Origin of the sequence: Chitinophaga sp. Hz27 (assembly GCF_042263525.1) — a bacterium.
Classification (GTDB): Bacteria; Bacteroidota; Bacteroidia; order Chitinophagales; family Chitinophagaceae; genus Chitinophaga.
Genome location: NZ_JBHKFJ010000006.1, coordinates 263,541 through 283,137, shown reverse-complemented (window position 1 = coordinate 283,137; position 19,597 = coordinate 263,541). Strand labels below are relative to the sequence as shown.

Below are 19,597 nucleotides of genomic sequence, written 5' to 3'. Positions count from 1 at the left end.
GTGAACATGCTTACAAAAACAAAAGAAATTACTACCTGTATGCTGCCAGCGGCCACCGAGCATTTCTGGGTAAGCGATTTCAATCGTCTACCTGAAAACCAGCTACTGTCGGGCAAACCGGCAAAGCTTAGCTTCTATTTATTGCTATTGGTGCAAAAAGGAAAAGCTAAAGTAGTTGTGGATGGTCATGAGATATCAGTTACAAAGCCGGCAGTTGTATGTGCAAGGCCTGGCAATATTTTCCAGCTGCAACTACCGCCGCATGCAAAAGGGCAATTATTATGTTTTGCGGAAGATTTTTTTTCTGTCAGATATAACAATAATGTCCTGTCCGGATTTAGTTTTCTGGAGAGAGAAAATGGTTGTCATCTGCTGTTAACAACAGCGCAGTACAGCTCATGGAAAGTATTGCTGGACCTCATGAAGCGGGAGTTTCAACTGCATCAGAAAAATGCGGACAGCATACTTCGCTCCTATCTGAATATTTTGCTCTGTCAGCTGGATCGTGAGCTATCACAAGAAACGCCTGTTATAAAGCGGAATATCAGAGATGAAAAGATCAGGCAGTTCAAAGCGATGCTGGATATACATTTCACGATGCATAAAACGCCTTCATTTTATGCAGCAGGATTAAATATCACCACCAACTACCTGAACAAACTATGCCAGCAACAGGAAGGTTTATCCAGTGGCGCCATGATACGGAAAAGGATCACAATCGAGGCCCAGCGGCTACTTCACTATACGGCGTTACCTATAGCGGATATTGCACGGGAGCTTGCGTTTGAGCATGTATCTTATTTCATTACATTTTTTAAAAAGAATACTGGCGTGACGCCGGAGCATTATCGTAAAAATCATTAGTCTGGTTATGTCTAAATATTCAGCAGAAGAAAAAGTTGCCATCCGGGTGAAGTTAAGAGCCCAAACCGGCATCACAATTACATCCACGCCAAAGGTGATTAAAATGAATCTTAATTAAAAATACCTTGTATGATAAAAGATACCAATGATGTATTAAGAAGAAATGAGCGCAAATTCAATCGTAGCAGGAGAATGATAAAACTGTCGCTGTTACTGGTACTGCTGCTCATGGTGGGGTTACAATACCATCACCTGTTGGAGCTATTGCGGGCGATATAGTAAGCGTCCGAAAATAGCAACAGGGAACGCAGTAATACTACAGTAAGAATAAAAGGATTCATTTCATCTAACCGGCTGTTTTTATCAGTGGGCATGTATTATTTTGTCTGTATAATCTTAACCCAAACTCCTTTTAGAATGAAAAAAATAATCTTCCTTCTCTTATTGGTAGTTGCTTCTGTGACGGTAAAAGCACAGGCACAGTTTTTCTGTAAGAAATACATACAGACATCTGTTGACTCCTGGAACATTGCAGTAAACAAAGATCCAAGCTGGGCATCCAAAGGCCCCATTCAGATCAGAATTACCACTTATTACTCTTCCGGCGGTTCCACTATCGGTAGCTGGCAACCCTTCTATAGCGGGCAGGTAGTAGCGTCCAGCGGACTTGGAAGTACTGCAGTCATTGAAATAAGGATACTGAATTTATTGACAGGCGCTGTTATTTCTCAGTTTGAGGTAACTACCACTTGCTAATAAATGCTATGAGCAGGCAGCCACTATTTAGCCTGGACTGCCTGTTCATTTCATCAGTAATCAAGTATAACTACATATAGCCATTACCGATATAAGTTCAAAAACATACGGTTCATTCCACGTAGTTCTTCACGAAAAAAAGGTGCTTCCAGTTTGGTTTTGCTATGAAATTTAAACCCTGATTTTTCGTATACGGCAATCGCCGATTCATTAGTGTCTATCACGCAAAGGAATAAAATCTGCTTCCCCGACTCTCTGGTGTCGGCAATGAGATGGGCAAGTGCAAAACTTCCAAGGCCATAGCCTTTAAACTGAGGGAGTACATATATTTTCTCTAGCTCGCAACCTGCTTCTGGTGGCTGTCCTGGAAGATTGGACCAGCGGTTTACCTTCATAAAGCCTGCAATATTGCTATCATGAACAATAAAAAAGTAATCGATCCATTTATTTTGCAGGTCGCCGATTAACCTGGTTTCGCTGAATTCCTTTTCCAGGTATAGTTCCAGGCCATTCGCTGTCCAGTGAGCATGAAAATTGGCGGTGTAGGCTTGATGGCATATTTGCTGTAAAGCATGAAGGTCCTGAGGTCTGGCTTTTCTGAGTTCCATAAGTGGTCGATTAACGCTAAAATAGCTATTTTGTACAAACAACGAAAGTCAATTATAGGCAGTTTAACGCCATTTTATCCCTGATTCCAGCTATATACAGCCATTCGTAAAGTAGTACCTTCGCATAGTAAAAGCCGTAATCCACGGATGCCAGGAAGTAAATAAAGCCATCAGCAGGAAGTCATGAACAAAAATTCTGAATACGAAAAAATGCCCAAGAGTCTGAAGGGACTTAATTTATCTGAGCGGAGTCAGCATGACCTGAATAAATTAAAATGGGTGGTGACCGAGAAAATTCACGGTGCCAATTTCAGCTTTGTATATGAAAACCATCGCTTGCTATACGCCAAGCGAAAGGACTACCTCCAGTGGACAGACGATTTCTTTGGATTCCAGCTGGTAGTTGCCAGGCTGGAAGAGCGGATCATCAGGCTGTTTGAACAGTTATCACAAGATATGCCAGCGGACCGTTATATTATTTACGGCGAATTGTTTGGCGGAGAATACCCTCATCCTGAAGTGGCCGCTGAGCCGCAGTTCCAGGCAATCCAGACAGGCGTATATTACAGTCCGGCGGTGGATTTCTGTGCTTTTGACATTGCGATGGAACATGATGGTGACGACACGAAGCAGTATTTGGATTATGCCCGGTCAGTAAGTTATTTTGAGCAGTATGACATCTTTCATGCGAAAATCCTGTTTAGCGGTAAGCTGAATGAAGTATTGAATTTCAATACAAGGATAAACTCCGGCGTGCCGGCACAGTTGCAGTTGCCGGCGCTGGACAACAACCTTATTGAAGGCATTGTGGTGAAGCCTTTGCAGCATGTGGGCCTAACGGAGCTGGATATACGACCTATCATCAAAATTAAGAACCCTGAGTTTGATGAGGAGAAAAAATTCCATGAGGCGGAGAAATGGTCGCTGATACCGGAAATTACGTCCAGGGCGGAAAAGCTATCATTTTTGGTGGAAGAAATGAGTAATTACCTAACGGAAAACCGGCTGAATAGCGTATTATCTAAAACTGGGAGGCTGGATACCAGCAATGCTGGCCGTATGCAGGAGATCAGCAATGAATTTCAGGAAGATGTTTATGTAGATTTCAATCTGGACAACGGCCATATCCTGGATGAGTTGAGCGAGTCGGAAACCCAATGGATCAGAGACCGTATAATGATGCGTATTACGGCATTTATAAACGGGTACGTTTAACTGATATCAATACCATCATAATCGAATTTATACTGATTATTTTGAAAGTCAGTAGCGAAAATATAATTGTGAGCTAACCAAAATGCCTCTTTCCCATCAACGGTAGTGAAGATATCCGCGCCGGATCGCTGCCACACGATGTTTCCATGATGATCTATGCGGGATATTTCCAGCTCTCCGTGGACAATATAATCCTCTCTATACCTAAATACCTGGAAACATAGTGCAGTATCAGCTTTGACGCGCCATACCAGATCCAGTCCTGGTATGGCCAGGCAAAACAATGTATCGGCGAGACATAATATCAGTCTTGCCTCCTCCACGATAGCAGGAACAGTACTTGCTGAAATAGAAACGCCTTCAGCAGCCACCAAGGCACTACTTATCATGTTATCAGCCTCCATAACGAATATGCCTAGCTGTGCACATTGATAATCCGGTGGGTTCGGAAGGTAAACTTTGCTGTATTGCACGATGTTATCTGCAGAACCAGGAATAAAAGCATCATCATTGGTAAGCACTACCGTGTATCTTCCAGCTGTAATTTTCATGCGTATTCTCTAAAATATGCTGGCAAAATTATCTGTTAAAATTTATATTTTTAGGGAGAAATAAAAATCAAGATAACTCCCCATGCATGAGCATCTCATTAAGCAAATCTCCTATTTTATACAATTATCAGCAGAAGAAAAAGAATGGATAACAGAGAAATTTGTTCCCCGTGAGTATAAAAAAGGGGATTATTTCCTGAGGGAAGGTCAGGTTTGCCGTGAAATAGGCTTTATTTATAGCGGCTTGGTGCGATATGTTGTCATTAAAGAAAACGGTGAAGAAATGACCGTAGATTTTGATAAGGAAATGTTTTACACAGGAAACTATGCCAGCCTGCTGGACAAATCACCTTCCGGCACCAGCATTCAATGTATAGAGCCCACTACCTTATTGGTTATTTCGTATGATGATTTACAGGATTTTTATACGCACATTGCGGAGGGGCAGAAATTTGGGCGTATGATCTGCGAGGTGCTATATGTTAAAGCAATTAAGAAAGTCCATTCATTGTATAGCAAACAGCCAGAACAGCGATATCTGCATTTCCTGGATACTTATGCGGACCTGGTACCCAGGCTGCCTCAATATTACATCTCTTCTTTTGTGGGTGTACAGCCACCATCGCTAAGCCGGATCAGAAAAAGACTGTCGAAATAAATTTATTAACCTGGGTTAACGAACAGGGAATTGCCACTTCATAGCTTTGTATTGTCATCAACGAAAACAAAAAACATAAAATATACAAGCTATGAAAACAATTTCTCAGAAAACTGCCTGGTTCTTATCCCTTACCACAGGTTTATTACTGATGTTCGTCGGAATCAGGTTTTTTATTATACCAGCGCAGGCAGAAGCAGCCTTCGGCATTCATACAGGCATGAGTGGTCATTTCGAGTTCCATTTCATCAAAGGTGCCCGTGACTTTTCTTGTGGTTTGTTAACAATGGTATTGCTTTTAAACAAAGAATACAGGAGTTTGGGATGGTTAATGATTTGTTCGGCGGTTATCCCTGCCACTGATTTCACCGTCGTAATGAGTAACCCACTGCACCCAAGCTGGACAATCTATCCTCACCTCACAGCAGTGCTCATTTGCCTGACCGTTGGTCCTTACTATCTCTACACTACTAAAAAATCGCTTATCTATGCTGTTTAGTACTATCTTGATAATTCACTTCCTTGCGTTTGCCATCTATGTAGGAGATTTAGCATTGTTGTGGCCCACACGTGGAGCTGGGGCCCGTTCGAAAGCAGGACTATTCCTGGGAATCACATTGCTGGTCACAGGAGTTTTAATGGTGATGCTAAAATATCCGAATGTCAATTATTATAAAGTAGTGCCTAAAACGGCGGCTTTCCTGATAGTAACGGCGATCAATATACGATTTGCAGACAAAAATTATTCGAAGGCGGCGTACTATGGGCTGATAGGGCTCACCTTAGGAGCAGCTTGTATTGCTATCTTTCATTAAAGGGGAATGTCTGGAGTTATTGCTCCGGACATTTTTTATTATTATCGTAGCGCTATAACAACAAAATTCTGCTAGACAATATTAGGAAGCAGGCGAAATAATATCTTCGTTGTTTAAGTAATGATGTCTGTATGCGTAATATCCTGGTGAAATGCCTTATCCTACTTACTTTCCTCGCTCCTCTTTCTTGCATGGCAGGAGGTCTCTCGGCCTGGGAAGAAGAAACACCTTATCATCATACCCTCTCGCATGATGGCGAAAGTACAGGCTGGGTAATGCTTTCCATGGACACCACTACCCTTTCGTTCCAGCATTTTTATTTTTATAAAGGTTATATCGTGGCCTCCGCCGACTCTTCGCAATTTATCATCAACGAAAAAACAATGACGGTGCAGCAGTTTGCGGATGTCAACAAATGGCAGCAGGCAATTGCAGCACAGCATTTAAACCCGCTATGGAAGCGGGAATTCGATGACTGCTATGGCACTGATAAATTTGGGATGATGCTGTTTTTGTTTTTAGTGCCAGTGCCTTTGTTTTTCCCACTGGTTTGGCTGGCCTGTGTAATCAGCTTATTTTTTCCTACACGTAAGCTGCTAAAATTACGTCGCTCTATTTCCTGGATACTCCCTACCACAGCGATTCTAGCATGGTTATACTACGCATTTCCACAGAGTATTTAATGTATAGATTTTTCTTGCATGCTAAAAATATTTTTAAAAATATTTTCATAAACGCTTGATAATTAGAAACTACTCCTTATCTTCGCGGCCCGCAATGATGAAAAATTCACTGCTGATTCCGTAGCTCAGTTGGTAGAGCAATACACTTTTAATGTATGGGCCCTGGGTTCGAGTCCCAGCGGGATCACGAAAGAGAGTAAAAAGAAATACTCTTACGTAATTAAAACCTTGTAGAAGCTGATTCTACAAGGTTTTTTTGTTTTTGGTGGTAATTGTGTGAAAAGATAAGTAACGATAGAAAAGTGAGGGTTGAGGTTAGCAACAGAATCATTAAATTGCGCTAACCGTCACTGGCCTTAAATGCTATACTGTATTGCGTTTGACCAATGTTAAGTGATGTCAGGATAAGTGCAATTGAAACAATTTTGGTAAACTAAAAACAAGTGGTGTATGACCAGCTTTTCTGTTCTTTTCGGGCTCAACAAGAGACGTACTAAAAACAATAAGCCCGCTATCTATCTTCGCGTCAGCATAGGCGGCAAACGTGCAGAACTTTCCATGTATCAGTATGTAACCCTGGCATTATGGAATGCCTCCGCCCAATGTGTTAAAGGGAATCCCGAAGAAGCACAGGCGATTAACCGGCAGTTACTCACCCTGAAAGCCAATCTATACAAACATTACAGCCTTTTAGTTGCATCCGGTAAGCCGGTAACCGCTGCTGCTGTTAAGAATTCTTTCGCGGGAATTACGGAACACTCCCGGACTTTATGCGAAGTGATAGACTTTCATAACCGCCGGTTTGCGGAGAAAGTAAAAGCCGGGAAGAAGTCCGGGCGAACGCTGAAGCGCTTTGAGATCACCAAAGAAAAGGTGATCGCCTTCCTGAAAGCCCAATATCATGTTTCAGATAGACCGCTTTCTGAAATTCGTTTTTCTTTTGCCCCGGATTTTGAACATTTCCTTACCACGGTGCAGAGAATAGGTGCAAACACTGCAATGAAGTATGTGAAGATTTTAAAACAGATGCTCAAATTGGCCGTAGATCAAGGTTGGTTAGTTGTTAGTCCGTTGGCAGGGTTTAAATGTACCTATGAAGATCCGCAGCGAGAGCGACTTACCATGGACGAAATTATGAACTTGTATAACAAGCAGCTGATTCCACGATTGGCAGAGATAAGAGATATTTATTTGTTCTGCTGCTTTACCGGCTATGCTTATACAGATGTACTGCATCTTACACCAGATAATCTTGTAATTGGGATTGATGGTGAAAAATGGATCGTGAAGGATAGAGAGAAAACCCAAACGGCGGAACGGGTACCGCTGCTGCCTATTCCGTTGGAGATAGTTAACCGGTACAAAGAATCCCCGTATTGCCTGTTATACCGCCGCTTATTGCCTGTTAACAGTAATCAGCGGTATAATGCCTATCTTGAGGAAATAGCCACGCTATGCGATATTAAAAAGCATTTAACGACACATACCGCGCGGCATACTTTTGCTACTACGGTGACGCTGGAAAATGATGTGCCAATTGAAACGGTAAGCCAAATGTTAGGGCATAAATGTATCTGTACAACGCAGATTTATGCCAAGATCACGCAGCAGAAGGTTAGCAATAATATGCGGGCGTTACGTGAACGCCTGGCTGTTGATAGAGAGATGGTACTGCAGATCGTTTAGTTGGCTCGCTGCCGCAGGCTGGTGCATTATGACCAGATGTTTTTGCAACGGTGGAACATGGCCGCACTGCATTGAGGAAAACATCTGGCTATAAGGCACGTGTGTTTTGTGAACCCCCTATTTCGTGGTGACATAAATGAGTAATGTCTTGTTCAAGAAGTTGTAATAATAATATCTGCCTCTCATTCTTCTTCGTTCTCGTGTTTTGAAAAGCAAGTTAGGCAGGTCATTTCTTCCGTATCAATACAAAGAACATTACCCATGCACCCATTTGTATTACAATCTTCTCTTTTTACGTTAAATGTTTGATGGCAGTTTAAGCATGAAATTTGCGTTGAACTTGGCTCGTTTGGATTGAGAAAAGCCCATTTACTTTCCAGCGTTCCATAGTCCCTATCAACGGCATTCTTGCATTCAGGACAAAAGTATGCCCGTTTGTTTACATCTAAGGACATATATTTTGATAGTGATTTTTTACCAATAATAAGAAGCGCAAAGTCTAGAAACTCGTATGAAATTGCAATTTCATAGTCAGCATCAAAGTATCCAAATAGTGGATTTTCCAAGAGGTTTTTTTTGAGTTCCTTATGCCATGCGTCTTTTCCAAACCAAATAGTGAACGTTTTTAGAATGTTTTCGATAATGTATTTTGCTGATATATCTTTGATATCAGTTCCGTGAATAGCTTTATTTCTTTTTTCTCTTATTTCCTCAATATATTCTATTAATTTTTCATCTCTATTGATAGATGTTGGTACTGCATAAAATGTTGCCATTAAAGCCTCTCCTCCAATAGTATATAAGCTATCAAAGTCCTTGTTATCAGATGCGGGAAAGGATGGCCAATCTTTTCTTGGCTTATCAATTAGCAAAAGCGGAGAAGTATCGCAGATAACTGATTTCATTAGACCCTCAATTGCTTGATGTAGTAAAATTAATGAAGTCCGGATAGTACCATGGTGATATTTCCATATATCTTCAATAGGTACTTCCTCTTTAATTATTTCGTCGTCGTGATTAAGGAAATCTTGATAAACGGCAAACAGTAAGTTGAAGGCTTGAGTTAGATTTTGCTTTGATATCTTTTCAAAATCAGATTTTGTAGGAGTATTTGTTATCATGATATTTTTGAGTCTAAATTACTACAACCTTTAATAGTTCAAAGTGTATTGGTACCTCGTCAACGTAGGTAATATGTAAATATATTTAGAATATGTTTAGCTAGTTAGAAAATGGAATATAATGTTTTAATCATCTTAGAATTTCCTGGCTCGTAGAAATCTGCAAGATAACAGGTTGTATCACAACCTGCGTTTTTAGCGCTTCTTCTCCAAAGTCGGGAAGCGGGATTGTCTACGACAAATTTTTAGAGATCAAACTTATTAATGACTATATTGGCTCACCGCTCCATTACCACTATCCCACGCAGGGTCTGCTTTATCGTATCTGTCTATTGATAGACCTCTTCTTTCTTCGTACCCTAGCCCTGATTCTTCACCTAGTTGTCCCCCATAGTTTGGTCACAATAGTAATAAGGTACACACCATATACTCCATCTTCAAGCCGCTGCTAGTCAGCGGCTCTTTGCTGCCGCTTAATAACTAATTAGTGATAATAATTTTTTTTATATTTAAATTTTATATATATTAGGTTACTGCACATGATCCAAGTATATATTGATTTAATTTAATTAGCAATGTTCAATAAGCATATTACAGATTTTAATGAAAGCATAATAGGTCTTAGAGATTTTATAGATCTTATCGATCCTTATCTAAATGATCAATTTAAACAACACAATAAACACGTCGCTCCTTTGATAACATATGGAATATTAAAGGAAATTCTATCAAGTAAAAAAGACTTGAAAGATGATGAGAAGGAGAAGGTTGAGAAAATGCAGGAGAAGGTTAAAAAAAAATGGTCGAAGTTTACAATAGAGAATTGGATGTAGAAGTTGTGCAAAGTAATAATCCGGAAGATGGAAGTATTAAGGGTTTTTTAATTAAGATTAACAATGAAGAGAATGCTGATTTGGATCTTCACTTTGAGAACGTAAAGAAAGTTAGAGCACATATTGAGCTTTTATATAAAAATGCATTGATTTCATTACTTAGTTCGGTTGAATGGTTTTTTTCTCAAATATTACATTATTACTATGATAGACATCCTGAGTCTGCAGGTATTCAGAAAAAGACAATGACATTGTCAGATTTGAAAGCTATGAAGTCCATTGGGGATGCTGAAAAATATCTAATTGATTTAAAGATTGAAGAAATATTGAGAGGTAACTTTGAATCTTGGATTACACTTTTAAAAACAGAATTGTCGTTAGGAGTTAGTTATGTTGATCCAATGCAAGACGAGATAATAGAAATCTATCAGCGAAGAAATTTGTTTGTTCATAATGGAGGTGTTGTAAATTCTATATATATATCCAAAGTAAAAGAAGCATATAGGGAAAATGTTAAAATATATGATCAACTAATTGTAAAGAAAGGTTACTTGGACAATGCTATATGTAAATTACAGAAGGCGTTTATTTTAATCGCCGCTGAATTATGGAAGAATTTGGACAAAACAGATACAACAAGAGGAGAAGTTTTAACTAATATCGTTTATGAAAATTTACTAAAATCTCGTTGGGAGATTTGCGAAGGGCTATCATTCTTTATGATCAAAGATGCAGGATTGAGCGTTACAGATAAAATAGTTGCACAACTTAATTATTGGCTCTGTAAAAAGCGAACAGGGGAATTAGATTTGGTGAAAAAGGAAATTGATAAGGTGGATTTTTCTGATAAGAAAGAGATATTCCAACTTGGATTATTTGCTTTAAAAGATGATAAAGCTTCATTTTTTGAGATTTTACCAGTTGCGCTAGATTCTAAGCAATTAAGTATTGAAAGACTTGAAGAGTTTCCAATATTTAAAGAAATGCGTGAAACTGAAGAATATCAAATTTTCAAGAAAGAGACAAATTATTTTGATAGTGTGACGCTTGAAATAAATGGAAGTGGAAGTGAGAGAACAGAAAGTTGACTGGGTAAGTCTTTATCATTAACTGAATTGCTTTTCAACAATTAAGTGGCTATATTGTAAAAGTTAATATGAAGCTAAAAGTCAATTTTGGGAAATTTTATACAATCAAGAAAGTAAATGATGGCCACCAATTTATAAGGAAATACCTTTAGTTCTTTATACTGAAATGAGGTTGTCAATAAGAAGTCTATGGTATTCATTAATTCGCTTATGGATTTTATTTAAGGAATCAATACTTTACTTATTAACGTCAAGTCCATTTTTAAATAGTTCGATTTCTGTACCATAGGGATCACGGAGAAGCATAAAAATAGGTATGCTGACGTAATTAAAAACTTGTAGAGTCAGCTTCTACAAGTTTTTTTGTTTTGAGTGGTAATTCCATTGGAGATAGTTAACTGGTACAAGGAATCTCCGTATTGCCTGTTATACCGCTGCTTATTGTCCGTTAATAGTAACCAGCGGCATAATGCCTATCTACAGGGAATATCTACGCTATGCGATATTAAAAAGCATCTAACGACCCATACAGCGCGATATACCTTTGCCGCCACGGTGAATCTGGAAAAAGATGTACCGATTGATACGGTGGGATAAATGTATTCGCACTATACAGATATACCTCTCCGGTAAATATCAGTTTTTCGCTAAATATCTAACCAATAATTTTCCGTTTTATTTCAATATCTCCCTCACTGTATAACTTTGAAAGGTTGCAAAGGGTTATATGTGGCTGATTTTAGAATAGATTTAATATTGTCTGATGCCTTTTTAAATTTAGTTCGCTGATTTTCCAGGAAGGTAATTCTTAATTCTGATTCAGACTTTATTGGCTTGTAATCCAAACTATCAATTTGATCGGATAACCAAAGTTCTCTTGGTTTACGAATCTTACTATACATTGCATTCCCAGTAATTGTACGACTACATTTTGGACAACATAGAAATCCTCTTAATGGCAACATATCTATCGACACTATTTTGGGGGCTTTCTTTCTTTTTCTGCCATCTGATACATCTTGTACCTGAATATCTCCTTGGGAAAAGGATAATTGGTTGTTACAAGTTCCACCCCAAAATTTCTAATTTACCCAGCTACAGTTTTTCGGGAAGCTGGTCATCGCCAGCTGTATGGAATGGATACTCGTTAAAGTATAGTTATAATTTTATAGGTAATAACATTGATTTTAACTAATGAACTATTTTTCAACTTTAGTCCTATCTAGAAGCCGTTATTAAAACGTGTTTATGAAACCTGTATTTATTTTCCTCTTATTAAGTCTGTTGGTCTGTGATGCATTTAGCCAGGGAGGTGTTACCGGAAGCTCTTCACTTAATATTTATAATGTAGGATATAAGGAGTACAAATTTATAGATTCATCAAGACAATATAAACGGAAGGCCGGTAAAGGCGGTCCGTTATTTTATCGTCCGCTGGAATTGGATGTGTGGTTTCCGGCAGAAGTCACTTCCCGTGATTCATTGATACCTTATCGTTATTTTCTATCGCTGTTTGAGAAAAGAGCCAACAGTTTTCAGAATGACCTTAAGCTGGATGGATTAGCGGATGAGATGCTACATTATTTTGGTGCCAATAGCACAAAGGGAAATACAGAAGTAGGATTCCATTTACCTACACAGAGTCATTTGAATGCGGAGGAATTGAAAGGTCCGTTTCCGCTCCTTGTCTATATGTCTGCATTTAATGGTATGAGCTATGAAAATATATCCTTGTTTGAGTATCTCGCCAGCCACGGCTATATAGTGGTAGCTATTAGTTCTGTTGGCCGTTATCCGGGAAATATGACAACAAAGTACACAGATCTGCTGGAGCAGGTAAATGACGGGGCCGTTGTTATCAGGCATTTTGTGAAGGATCGTAATGTGGATAGTACAAGGTTAGGCCTGATGGGTTACAGTTATGGTGGATTGGCAGCTACGGTGCTGGCTATGGAAAATAAGTCAATAGGAGCTTTGTTGTCATTGGATGGTTCTGAGATGCATTACTATGGCGGGGAACAGGAAGAAGACCTGGATTTTGACACGCTCAGACAGGCTGCATTTTTTAATCCTGAGGTGCTTCGACAGCCTTATGCCTACCTTGAGAGTGATCATAAGCTGGACGACAGGAATGTGGATAGCGTATATCGTTTGTCATCTCTCCTCAATAGTAAAAAGTATTATCTCCGGCTTTTAAATACGGATCATGAAGACTTTAGTTGTTTACCTTCCTTGTCAGGTGTTAAAACGCCATATGAATTAGTGAAGAGATTGTCGCTCGATTATTTTGATCAGTTTCTGAAAGGCAGGAAATCTATTTTTGACGATCAACTGACGACGCTGTTAAAAGCAAAATTGGGGTCGGCATCGTTTGTCAGGCTAGGAGAGAAATTAAATGACACTTCCGGTATGGTACTCCTGAAAGGAAAGATAGTGGCAGCAGACAATGAACCAATACCTTATGTAAACCTGGGAATACCAGCGTGTAATAGTGGTACGGTATCCGGTGAAGACGGTACCTTTTTATTGCGGGTGAGCAAAGCATTGCTTAACGATAGTATTCGTATATCATCCATAGGTTATCAATCTAGAAGTTATCTTGTGAAGGACCTGTTGCCTGTTTTGTCTGTTCAGCATAATATTACTTTAAGCAAGAAAAATGAGCAGTTACGGGAGGTGGTAGTGAAAGCGGATAATATCCGGCTAAAAACTGTTGGTAACACCAGTAAATCAAAATTTATCAGTGTAGGATTTCCTTTACGGGATCTGGGTAGTGAGCTGGGAGTAAAGATTTCTTTGGGAAGAAAAGAGGTATTGCTACGGGCCTTTAATTTTAATATTTCTGAGAATCGCCTTGATAGCAGCATTTTCCGGGTGAACATCTATGGAATGAAAGATGGGATGCCCGCGGAAAATTTATTGCAGCAAAATATCTTCGTCACCATGGACGACAAAGTGGGAACGTATAAAATTGATCTTACCCCTTATCACCTGCAAATGAAGGGAGATGTGTTCGTTTCACTGGAATGGCTGGCAGGTACTGCAAAGGCTTACCATGGGGCTATATTCTTTTCGGCAGGATTTTTAAACTCCAGTACCTATCACCGTAAAACGAGCGAAGCGGAATGGACCAGGACAAAAGGGTTGGGCGCCGGGTTCAATCTCGTAGTTCAAGAGGGTAATTAAATTGGTTTATCAGGAAATTGTTACGCTGTCCAGAGACTGTTGTCTTGTAATGCTGTTATCAGATTGGTAATGATTTGTATGATGTTGTTGGTATGCCGGAAGATATAGAAATGATCGCCTTCAAATTTCCACTCTTCGCCAGTATTCGAATTGCTAGTCTTCATTTCAAATAATCCAGCCAATTTTTTTTTGAGTTACATTTAGAATAGATAAGTACATCTTTACAAAATCGAGGATCATTAATTTTTATTATTAACATAACGTTGTAAAGGAATAATAAGAATTACGAGTTCTTTTACATAATAGGGAACTACTGTTGCCATTTCGATCAATAAGAGAAGCGATTAGTTATTTCTGCTAATTTTCGCAGATCAAAGATAAAAAGGTTCGAGTTTTGTACCAGCGGGATAACAGATAACTAACAAACCCCTTGCTGCGCGCGGGGTTTCGTTTTTAGCATGGCTCGGTTGTATAATCTCATTACAACGTATGTATTTATCATTTAACCGGTTGTAATTTTCCCGCATAGTTGATCATAGTGCCCCATATTTTTTCGAATCCTGTCAGCAGGTTTTTGTTCACGCCATTTAGTCCTTCCAGTTCTGTATTGGTGATTAACAACATGCCATAACCTTTGGTGGGGCTAAAGAAAAGAAAAGCAGTAACTCCCCCATCGCTGCCGCTATGCCCGATAATACCATTTTTTTTCATGGCATAGAACACCCCAATATTAGGTTCTCCTGGATCTATGTTCTTTGGATTATAAGCAGTTGAAAATGAAGGTTGTAACATGGTGGTGTAGGAGGCGGGAGTAAGAACTTTTCCTTTGCCTTGCTGTCCTGCAATATTTTCTTTCAGAAAAAGACTCAGCTCATGACAAGAAGTAGTAAGCCCACCATCTGGATAAGTAACGGAACTGTATTTTGGATATGGGGCTTTGATGCCGGTATATAAGGTTGCCAGCTTTGCCTGATCCGCGGTGGCAGTAGACCAGGTGGTATGTGTCATCTGTAATGGCTGCAGAATATATTGTTGCGTGTACTGAGCGAAGGTAATACCTGATTTAAGTTCTATCAGCCAGGCCGCCAGATCAGAACCGATATTGGAGTACTCATATCTTTTACCCGGTGCGCCTTTATTAAAATTATTATTTGAATAATAAGTGCCAGACGCGCTTAAATAATCCTGGAGAAATGCGCCTAAAGTGGTGTCCTGGCCTTTTGCACCATACCCTTTTGATTTTAGTAAATTATAGATCGGATTATCTTCCTGCAAGGGAGTATTATATAAGTATGTTTTTTTGTATACCTCCGGGTTATCTGTTATCCCGGAGGTGTGCGTAACGAGTTGTTTTAACGTAATGGGTATTGCAGGCGTGTACGGATGTTGTACTTTAAAAGGTAAAATACTGTTGATGTCAGTGTCCAATGTAAACAAACCTTGTTCGATAGCTTTCATCACTGCCATTCCAATAAATAGTTTGCTGATAGAAGCAACTGGTTGTACCGTAGCAGTGGTGTACGGAATGTTTTTTTCCAGGTCAGCGAATCCGAACGCATGTTCGTATAAAATACTGTCACTGTTTACAATGGATACGCTGAACCCCGGAAAACCGTTTTGCTGGTATTGTTCAGTGAGCGCGGCGGTTAGCGAATCAGCTGCCAACTGCCCCCTGACATCATTAGCATTACAGATAAACAAAAGAAGGAGAACGAGTTTTCCGACGATTTTTTCAACAGAATCCTGGTGTATGCCTTTCATATCAAGAATGTATTTCTTAATATAAAGAACGGTCATTTTAATGAGAACCCTTTAAGAAAATGGTATTGGCCGAATGCTTGCCATTACTGTATATTTTACAAAAATACGAATGTACAGTTAGGCTATTTCGGCCAATTTTCGTAAATCAAAGACAAAGAGGTTCGAGTTTTGCACCATAAGGTTCACTGGAAACGTTATAAAATCCGCTCCTAGAGAGGATTTTATAAGTCGAGTTCCTATTGTATAACATTCTATTTTTGCCCTTACTTTTTCACAGGTTAATCAGCTTTTGCTTAGATACAAATATCTTTATTTGGATTTACTAATGTTCTTGATCGTTGTTGTACGATTATGTGAAGAACCAGCCTTTTCCCGCCATACAAAGACACTTCACCTGCTTTTTTCTAATCGCGTGTTATCTTCGTGCTTTAAATTGATGTTTGGTATTACCCAAACACAGTTAGCAATACCATCTTACAGAAGAATAGGGTAAATGAAGCATACCTTAGGTCCTCTCTCCATATTTCACAACTCCTATTCTATTAAATACTATCATTTTAGTAAAATCCTTATTACTAAGTGTAAGGTCGTTCTTATTTAGTAGCTCTCGGATGGACTGAGCCGCGGTTTTTGTCAGAGTTAAAAATGAATTATGCCGATCTATTACTAAGTATATTTCTGAATCACTAAAATGTTGCTCGATAAGCGTATTTGCTTTGTCTTCATTATAATCACCCCCAATCCCAATATAAGTCCATTCATTACCTCTGTTCATCACCCATTTAATACGGCCGGCATAGCGATTACATGCGATAAAAATATTTTTTGCATCCATTTTCTAAATATCTGAATTTAAAAGTACGGCAGATATTTGACATGGGATAAACACATGTCCGCTAAGGAAAAAATTGCTAGAACTTGGTTAATTTTTATTATTACTAAACGCTTAAAATCGTATAATCAAACAAAATAAATCCAAGTGCCTTTTCGGGGACAATTGTGTTACGAATAACTAGTAGGCCATTTTGTCTCATTTGGAGATATTCTGTGTATTCCCAGCGGGATAACAAAAGGCGACTTAATGTCGCCTTTTATTATTTATGCTCCTTTAACAAAAATGTTGTTGCTTTTTTTCCCACGTTGCACGACTTCCTATCAGATATACTTCTTACCAATTATTTTACCAATACTGTTCAGAAATAACATCGCCACTAACCCATTACTACATCATCTTCGCCATGTTTCCAACCTCTTTCAACCTCTGTTTCAGATCATCGGTCCATGGTAAGCCGATGCAAACGCGCATACAATTATGATACTGATCCTGCAAGGTAAAAACCCTACCAGGAGAAATGCTTATCCGTTTTTTTAGCGCTTGATTGTATAGTTCACCAGTGTCTATATTTTTTGGGAACTCCATCCATAGGGCTAGTCCTCCTTGTGGCCGGCTGATTTTAGTTCCCTGCGGAAAGTAGGCAGCGATGGCGTCCGCAGTTTTCTGATAGTTTTCCTGTAGTGTTCTTCGCAACTTGCGAAGATGATGCTCATATTTTCCGGTCAGCAGAAAATTTCCTACCGCCTCATTAATAACGGAGGTGGAAGACAGTGAATGTATAAGTTTCAATTTCAGGATTTTGTCTTTATACTTTCCTGGAGCCACCCAGCCCACACGGTAACCAGGGGCAAGCGTCTTGGACACAGAACCACACCACAGCACATTTCCGCCCTTATCATAAGATTTACAACACTTAGGACGTTCAGGGCCGAAATGAATATCACCGTATGTATCATCTTCAATAAGTGGAATGTTGTATTCGGCTAAGAGTGTTACCACTTCCTTCTTGCTGGCATCAGGCATACAATATCCCAAAGGGGTATTAAAATTAGGTACTAACAAGCATACATTAATCTTAGGCAGCAATTTTTTCAGTGCATCCATATCAATACCTGTTACCGGATGTGTGGCTATTTCCAGCACTTTTAATCCCAGGCTCACAGCCAGCTGTAGAATACCCGGATAACAAGGACTTTCCAATGCAATGGTATCACCCGGTTTTGTCAATGCCATCAGACATAACACCAAAGCATTCATGCAGCCGTTAGTGGTGATGATATCACTTTCCTTTAAGTTACCTTTCCAGGCCAAGGAACGGGCAGCCACCATCCTTCGCAATTTCATATTCCCCTGTATAGGTTCGTATTCCGTTCCACCCTCTTCCAGTTCTCTCGTAGCCAGCACAATTTCTTTTTTCAGCTTTGCCAACGGCAGCAGATTACCGGAGGGTACACCAATGGAAAACAATGTTAAATCCCTTCGTCCCATTGTGGAATATACAACATTCATCAGTTCATCTGGCTCCCTGTTATTGGCAACAGGAATGGGCTGACTTACTTCTGGTAACGGAAGTTTCAAATAATTCAATGGACTTACAAAATAGCCCGATTGCGGTTTGGCATGCACCAATGACTGTGATTCCAATTCGAGAAAAATCCGCTTGGCAGTATTGATACTTATTCCTTGTTCCTGGCTCAACATCCTTACAGAAGGTAACCTATCCCCCGCTTTCAACACCCCTGCCTTGATTTTCTCTGCAATGTTCCCTGCTATTTCATTGTATAAAAAATCCTTCTTCATATTCTAAACTTAACTGTAACCATAAAAATAATAAAATATATAGCTGTATATATTTTTACCGATCCTATCTAAATACACTCAATATTGAATTTACTACATTAAAACAGTGCAGACACAATTTTACATCAATTTGTTTATATCAAACTAGGTTCGAAATCAAATACAACTGTGTCCATTACAATAACTAAAACTGTGACTGTATTTAATCATCATTATGAGCGAAATTTGCACCAACAAATAAACAATGACAGCATTAAGTATAAATAAAGTAAAAGAAAATACAGCTCAAGGCTGGCTAAACGGTTTTATCGGTGTAGTATTATTTAGTGGTTCATTGCCCGCAACAAGAGTGGCAGTCCTGGAACTTAACCCAGTGTTCTTTACAGTTGCACGGGCTTCCAATGCCGGCATACTTGCCCTTATAGCATTGTTAGTATTTAAGGAAAAACGTCCTACCCGAAATCAGATCCTCCCTTTGGTGCTCGTGGCGCTTGGTGTAGTCGTAGGTTTTCCACTGTTAAGTGCATTGGCATTACAGCATATTACTTCTGCTCATTCCATCGTCTTCTTGGGCATCCTACCAATGGTAACCGCCATATTTGGGATCATTCGTGGTGGCGAGCGCCCCAAACCTATATTTTGGGTTTTCTCCGTTATAGGTAGCCTCCTCGTCATCGGTTATGCTGTGGCACAAGGTCTTACGGCCTCCCCTACAGGAGATTTGCTAATGATTGCAGCTATCATTCTTTGTGGTTTGGGATATGCGGAGGGCGCAAAGCTCACCAAAACATTAGGCGGCTGGCAAGTGATTTCCTGGGCCTTGGTACTTTCACTCCCCGTGATGTTGCCGCTTCTTTTTGTCTACATGCCAACATCCTTTGAAGGCATCAGTACAGCTGCCTGGGGAAGCCTGGCATATGTTTCACTGTTTAGTATGTTCATTGCTTTCATTTTTTGGTATAAAGGTCTCGCACAAGGCGGTACAGCAACCGTAGGACAGCTACAACTACTCCAACCTTTTTTTGGTTTGGCATTAGCTGCTTTCTTGTTGCACGAAAAAGTAAGTCTGGGTATGTTAGCCGTAACAGTCGGGGTAATACTCTGCGTGGCAGGAACGAAGAAATTTGCTAAATAAAA

Annotated in this window: 19 protein-coding genes and 1 tRNA gene; 13 read left to right on the top strand and 7 right to left on the bottom strand. The window is 39.6% G+C overall.

Translation table 11 applies throughout. From position 1 onward, the window contains the following. Positions 1-6: 6 nt before the first annotated feature. From ACE38W_RS16100 to ACE38W_RS16090, 3 genes are all read left to right on the top strand, one after another. On the top strand, positions 7-864 hold the full coding sequence (locus ACE38W_RS16100) for a helix-turn-helix domain-containing protein (protein ID WP_375832273.1): 858 nt from the start codon (positions 7-9) through the stop codon (positions 862-864). Between the two features lie 129 nt (positions 865-993). After that, on the top strand, positions 994-1,143 hold the full coding sequence (locus ACE38W_RS16095; RefSeq protein WP_375832272.1) for a hypothetical protein: 150 nt from the start codon (positions 994-996) through the stop codon (positions 1,141-1,143). A 138-nt stretch (positions 1,144-1,281) separates the two neighbouring features. After that, positions 1,282-1,620, top strand: coding sequence for a hypothetical protein (locus ACE38W_RS16090; RefSeq protein ID WP_375832271.1), 339 nt, complete (start codon positions 1,282-1,284; stop codon positions 1,618-1,620). An 83-nt stretch (positions 1,621-1,703) separates the two neighbouring features. Here ACE38W_RS16090 and ACE38W_RS16085 read toward each other — a convergent pair whose 3' ends face one another. Then, positions 1,704-2,228 carry a GNAT family N-acetyltransferase gene (locus ACE38W_RS16085; protein ID WP_375832270.1) on the bottom strand — a complete coding sequence of 175 codons (525 nt, stop codon included), beginning with the start codon at positions 2,226-2,228 and terminating at the stop codon, positions 1,704-1,706. Positions 2,229-2,411: 183 nt separating this feature from the next. Between ACE38W_RS16085 and ACE38W_RS16080 the strand changes: the two genes are divergently transcribed. Beyond that, entirely contained in the window at positions 2,412-3,443 is a 1,032-nt protein-coding gene (locus ACE38W_RS16080) for an RNA ligase family protein (RefSeq protein ID WP_375832269.1), read from the top strand. On the opposite strand, the gene ACE38W_RS16075 is transcribed toward ACE38W_RS16080, so the two are convergent. Next, on the bottom strand, positions 3,440-3,994 hold the full coding sequence (locus ACE38W_RS16075) for a hypothetical protein (RefSeq protein ID WP_375832268.1): 555 nt from the start codon (positions 3,992-3,994) through the stop codon (positions 3,440-3,442). The genes ACE38W_RS16080 and ACE38W_RS16075 overlap by 4 nt on opposite strands. Positions 3,995-4,076: 82 nt before the next feature. Here ACE38W_RS16075 and ACE38W_RS16070 point away from each other — a divergent pair, with 82 nt between their 5' ends. The 6 genes from ACE38W_RS16070 to ACE38W_RS16045 all read left to right on the top strand — a co-directional run bounded on the left by ACE38W_RS16070 (position 4,077) and on the right by ACE38W_RS16045 (position 7,836). Beyond that, a complete protein-coding gene (locus ACE38W_RS16070; RefSeq protein WP_375832267.1) occupies positions 4,077-4,652 on the top strand; it encodes a Crp/Fnr family transcriptional regulator in 576 nt (191 codons plus the stop codon). Between the two features lie 91 nt (positions 4,653-4,743). After that, the gene (locus tag ACE38W_RS16065; protein WP_375832266.1) at positions 4,744-5,151 is read left to right on the top strand and encodes a DUF4267 domain-containing protein; all 408 of its coding nucleotides are present in this window, start codon (positions 4,744-4,746) and stop codon (positions 5,149-5,151) included. Further along, positions 5,141-5,467, top strand: coding sequence for a hypothetical protein (locus ACE38W_RS16060; RefSeq protein ID WP_375832265.1), 327 nt, complete (start codon positions 5,141-5,143; stop codon positions 5,465-5,467). Before ACE38W_RS16065 ends, ACE38W_RS16060 begins: the two co-directional genes overlap by 11 nt. A gap of 131 nt (positions 5,468-5,598) precedes the next feature. After that, on the top strand, positions 5,599-6,150 hold the full coding sequence (locus tag ACE38W_RS16055) for a hypothetical protein (protein WP_375832264.1): 552 nt from the start codon (positions 5,599-5,601) through the stop codon (positions 6,148-6,150). 114 nt (positions 6,151-6,264) lie between these two features. After that, positions 6,265-6,337: transfer RNA gene (locus tag ACE38W_RS16050), tRNA-Lys, on the top strand. Between the two features lie 263 nt (positions 6,338-6,600). Then, complete coding sequence (locus ACE38W_RS16045) at positions 6,601-7,836, top strand: tyrosine-type recombinase/integrase (protein WP_375832263.1); 1,236 nt, start codon at positions 6,601-6,603, stop codon at positions 7,834-7,836. Positions 7,837-8,018: 182 nt separating this feature from the next. On the opposite strand, the gene ACE38W_RS16040 is transcribed toward ACE38W_RS16045, so the two are convergent. Beyond that, positions 8,019-8,957, bottom strand: coding sequence for a hypothetical protein (locus tag ACE38W_RS16040; RefSeq protein ID WP_375832262.1), 939 nt, complete (start codon positions 8,955-8,957; stop codon positions 8,019-8,021). Between the two features lie 799 nt (positions 8,958-9,756). Between ACE38W_RS16040 and ACE38W_RS16035 the strand changes: the two genes are divergently transcribed. Next, positions 9,757-10,878, top strand: coding sequence for a hypothetical protein (locus ACE38W_RS16035; protein WP_375832261.1), 1,122 nt, complete (start codon positions 9,757-9,759; stop codon positions 10,876-10,878). A 1,248-nt stretch (positions 10,879-12,126) separates the two neighbouring features. Beyond that, positions 12,127-14,064, top strand: coding sequence for a carboxypeptidase-like regulatory domain-containing protein (locus ACE38W_RS16030; RefSeq protein WP_375832260.1), 1,938 nt, complete (start codon positions 12,127-12,129; stop codon positions 14,062-14,064). 20 nt (positions 14,065-14,084) lie between these two features. Here the strand turns inward: ACE38W_RS16030 and ACE38W_RS16025 are convergent, their stop codons facing one another. From ACE38W_RS16025 to ACE38W_RS16010, 4 genes are all read right to left on the bottom strand, one after another. Continuing rightward, positions 14,085-14,228 carry a hypothetical protein gene (locus ACE38W_RS16025; protein WP_375832259.1) on the bottom strand — a complete coding sequence of 48 codons (144 nt, stop codon included), beginning with the start codon at positions 14,226-14,228 and terminating at the stop codon, positions 14,085-14,087. Positions 14,229-14,562: 334 nt separating this feature from the next. Next, positions 14,563-15,825: a serine hydrolase domain-containing protein gene (locus tag ACE38W_RS16020; RefSeq protein ID WP_375832258.1), complete on the bottom strand. Its 1,263-nt coding sequence runs from the start codon at positions 15,823-15,825 to the stop codon at positions 14,563-14,565. A gap of 505 nt (positions 15,826-16,330) precedes the next feature. Beyond that, complete coding sequence (locus ACE38W_RS16015) at positions 16,331-16,660, bottom strand: hypothetical protein (RefSeq protein ID WP_375832257.1); 330 nt, start codon at positions 16,658-16,660, stop codon at positions 16,331-16,333. Between the two features lie 387 nt (positions 16,661-17,047). After that, positions 17,048-18,460, bottom strand: coding sequence for a PLP-dependent aminotransferase family protein (locus ACE38W_RS16010; protein ID WP_375832256.1), 1,413 nt, complete (start codon positions 18,458-18,460; stop codon positions 17,048-17,050). A 244-nt stretch (positions 18,461-18,704) separates the two neighbouring features. Between ACE38W_RS16010 and ACE38W_RS16005 the strand changes: the two genes are divergently transcribed. Further along, positions 18,705-19,595, top strand: a complete 891-nt coding sequence (locus ACE38W_RS16005) for a DMT family transporter (protein WP_375832255.1) — start codon at positions 18,705-18,707, stop codon at positions 19,593-19,595. Positions 19,596-19,597: the final 2 nt, after the last annotated feature.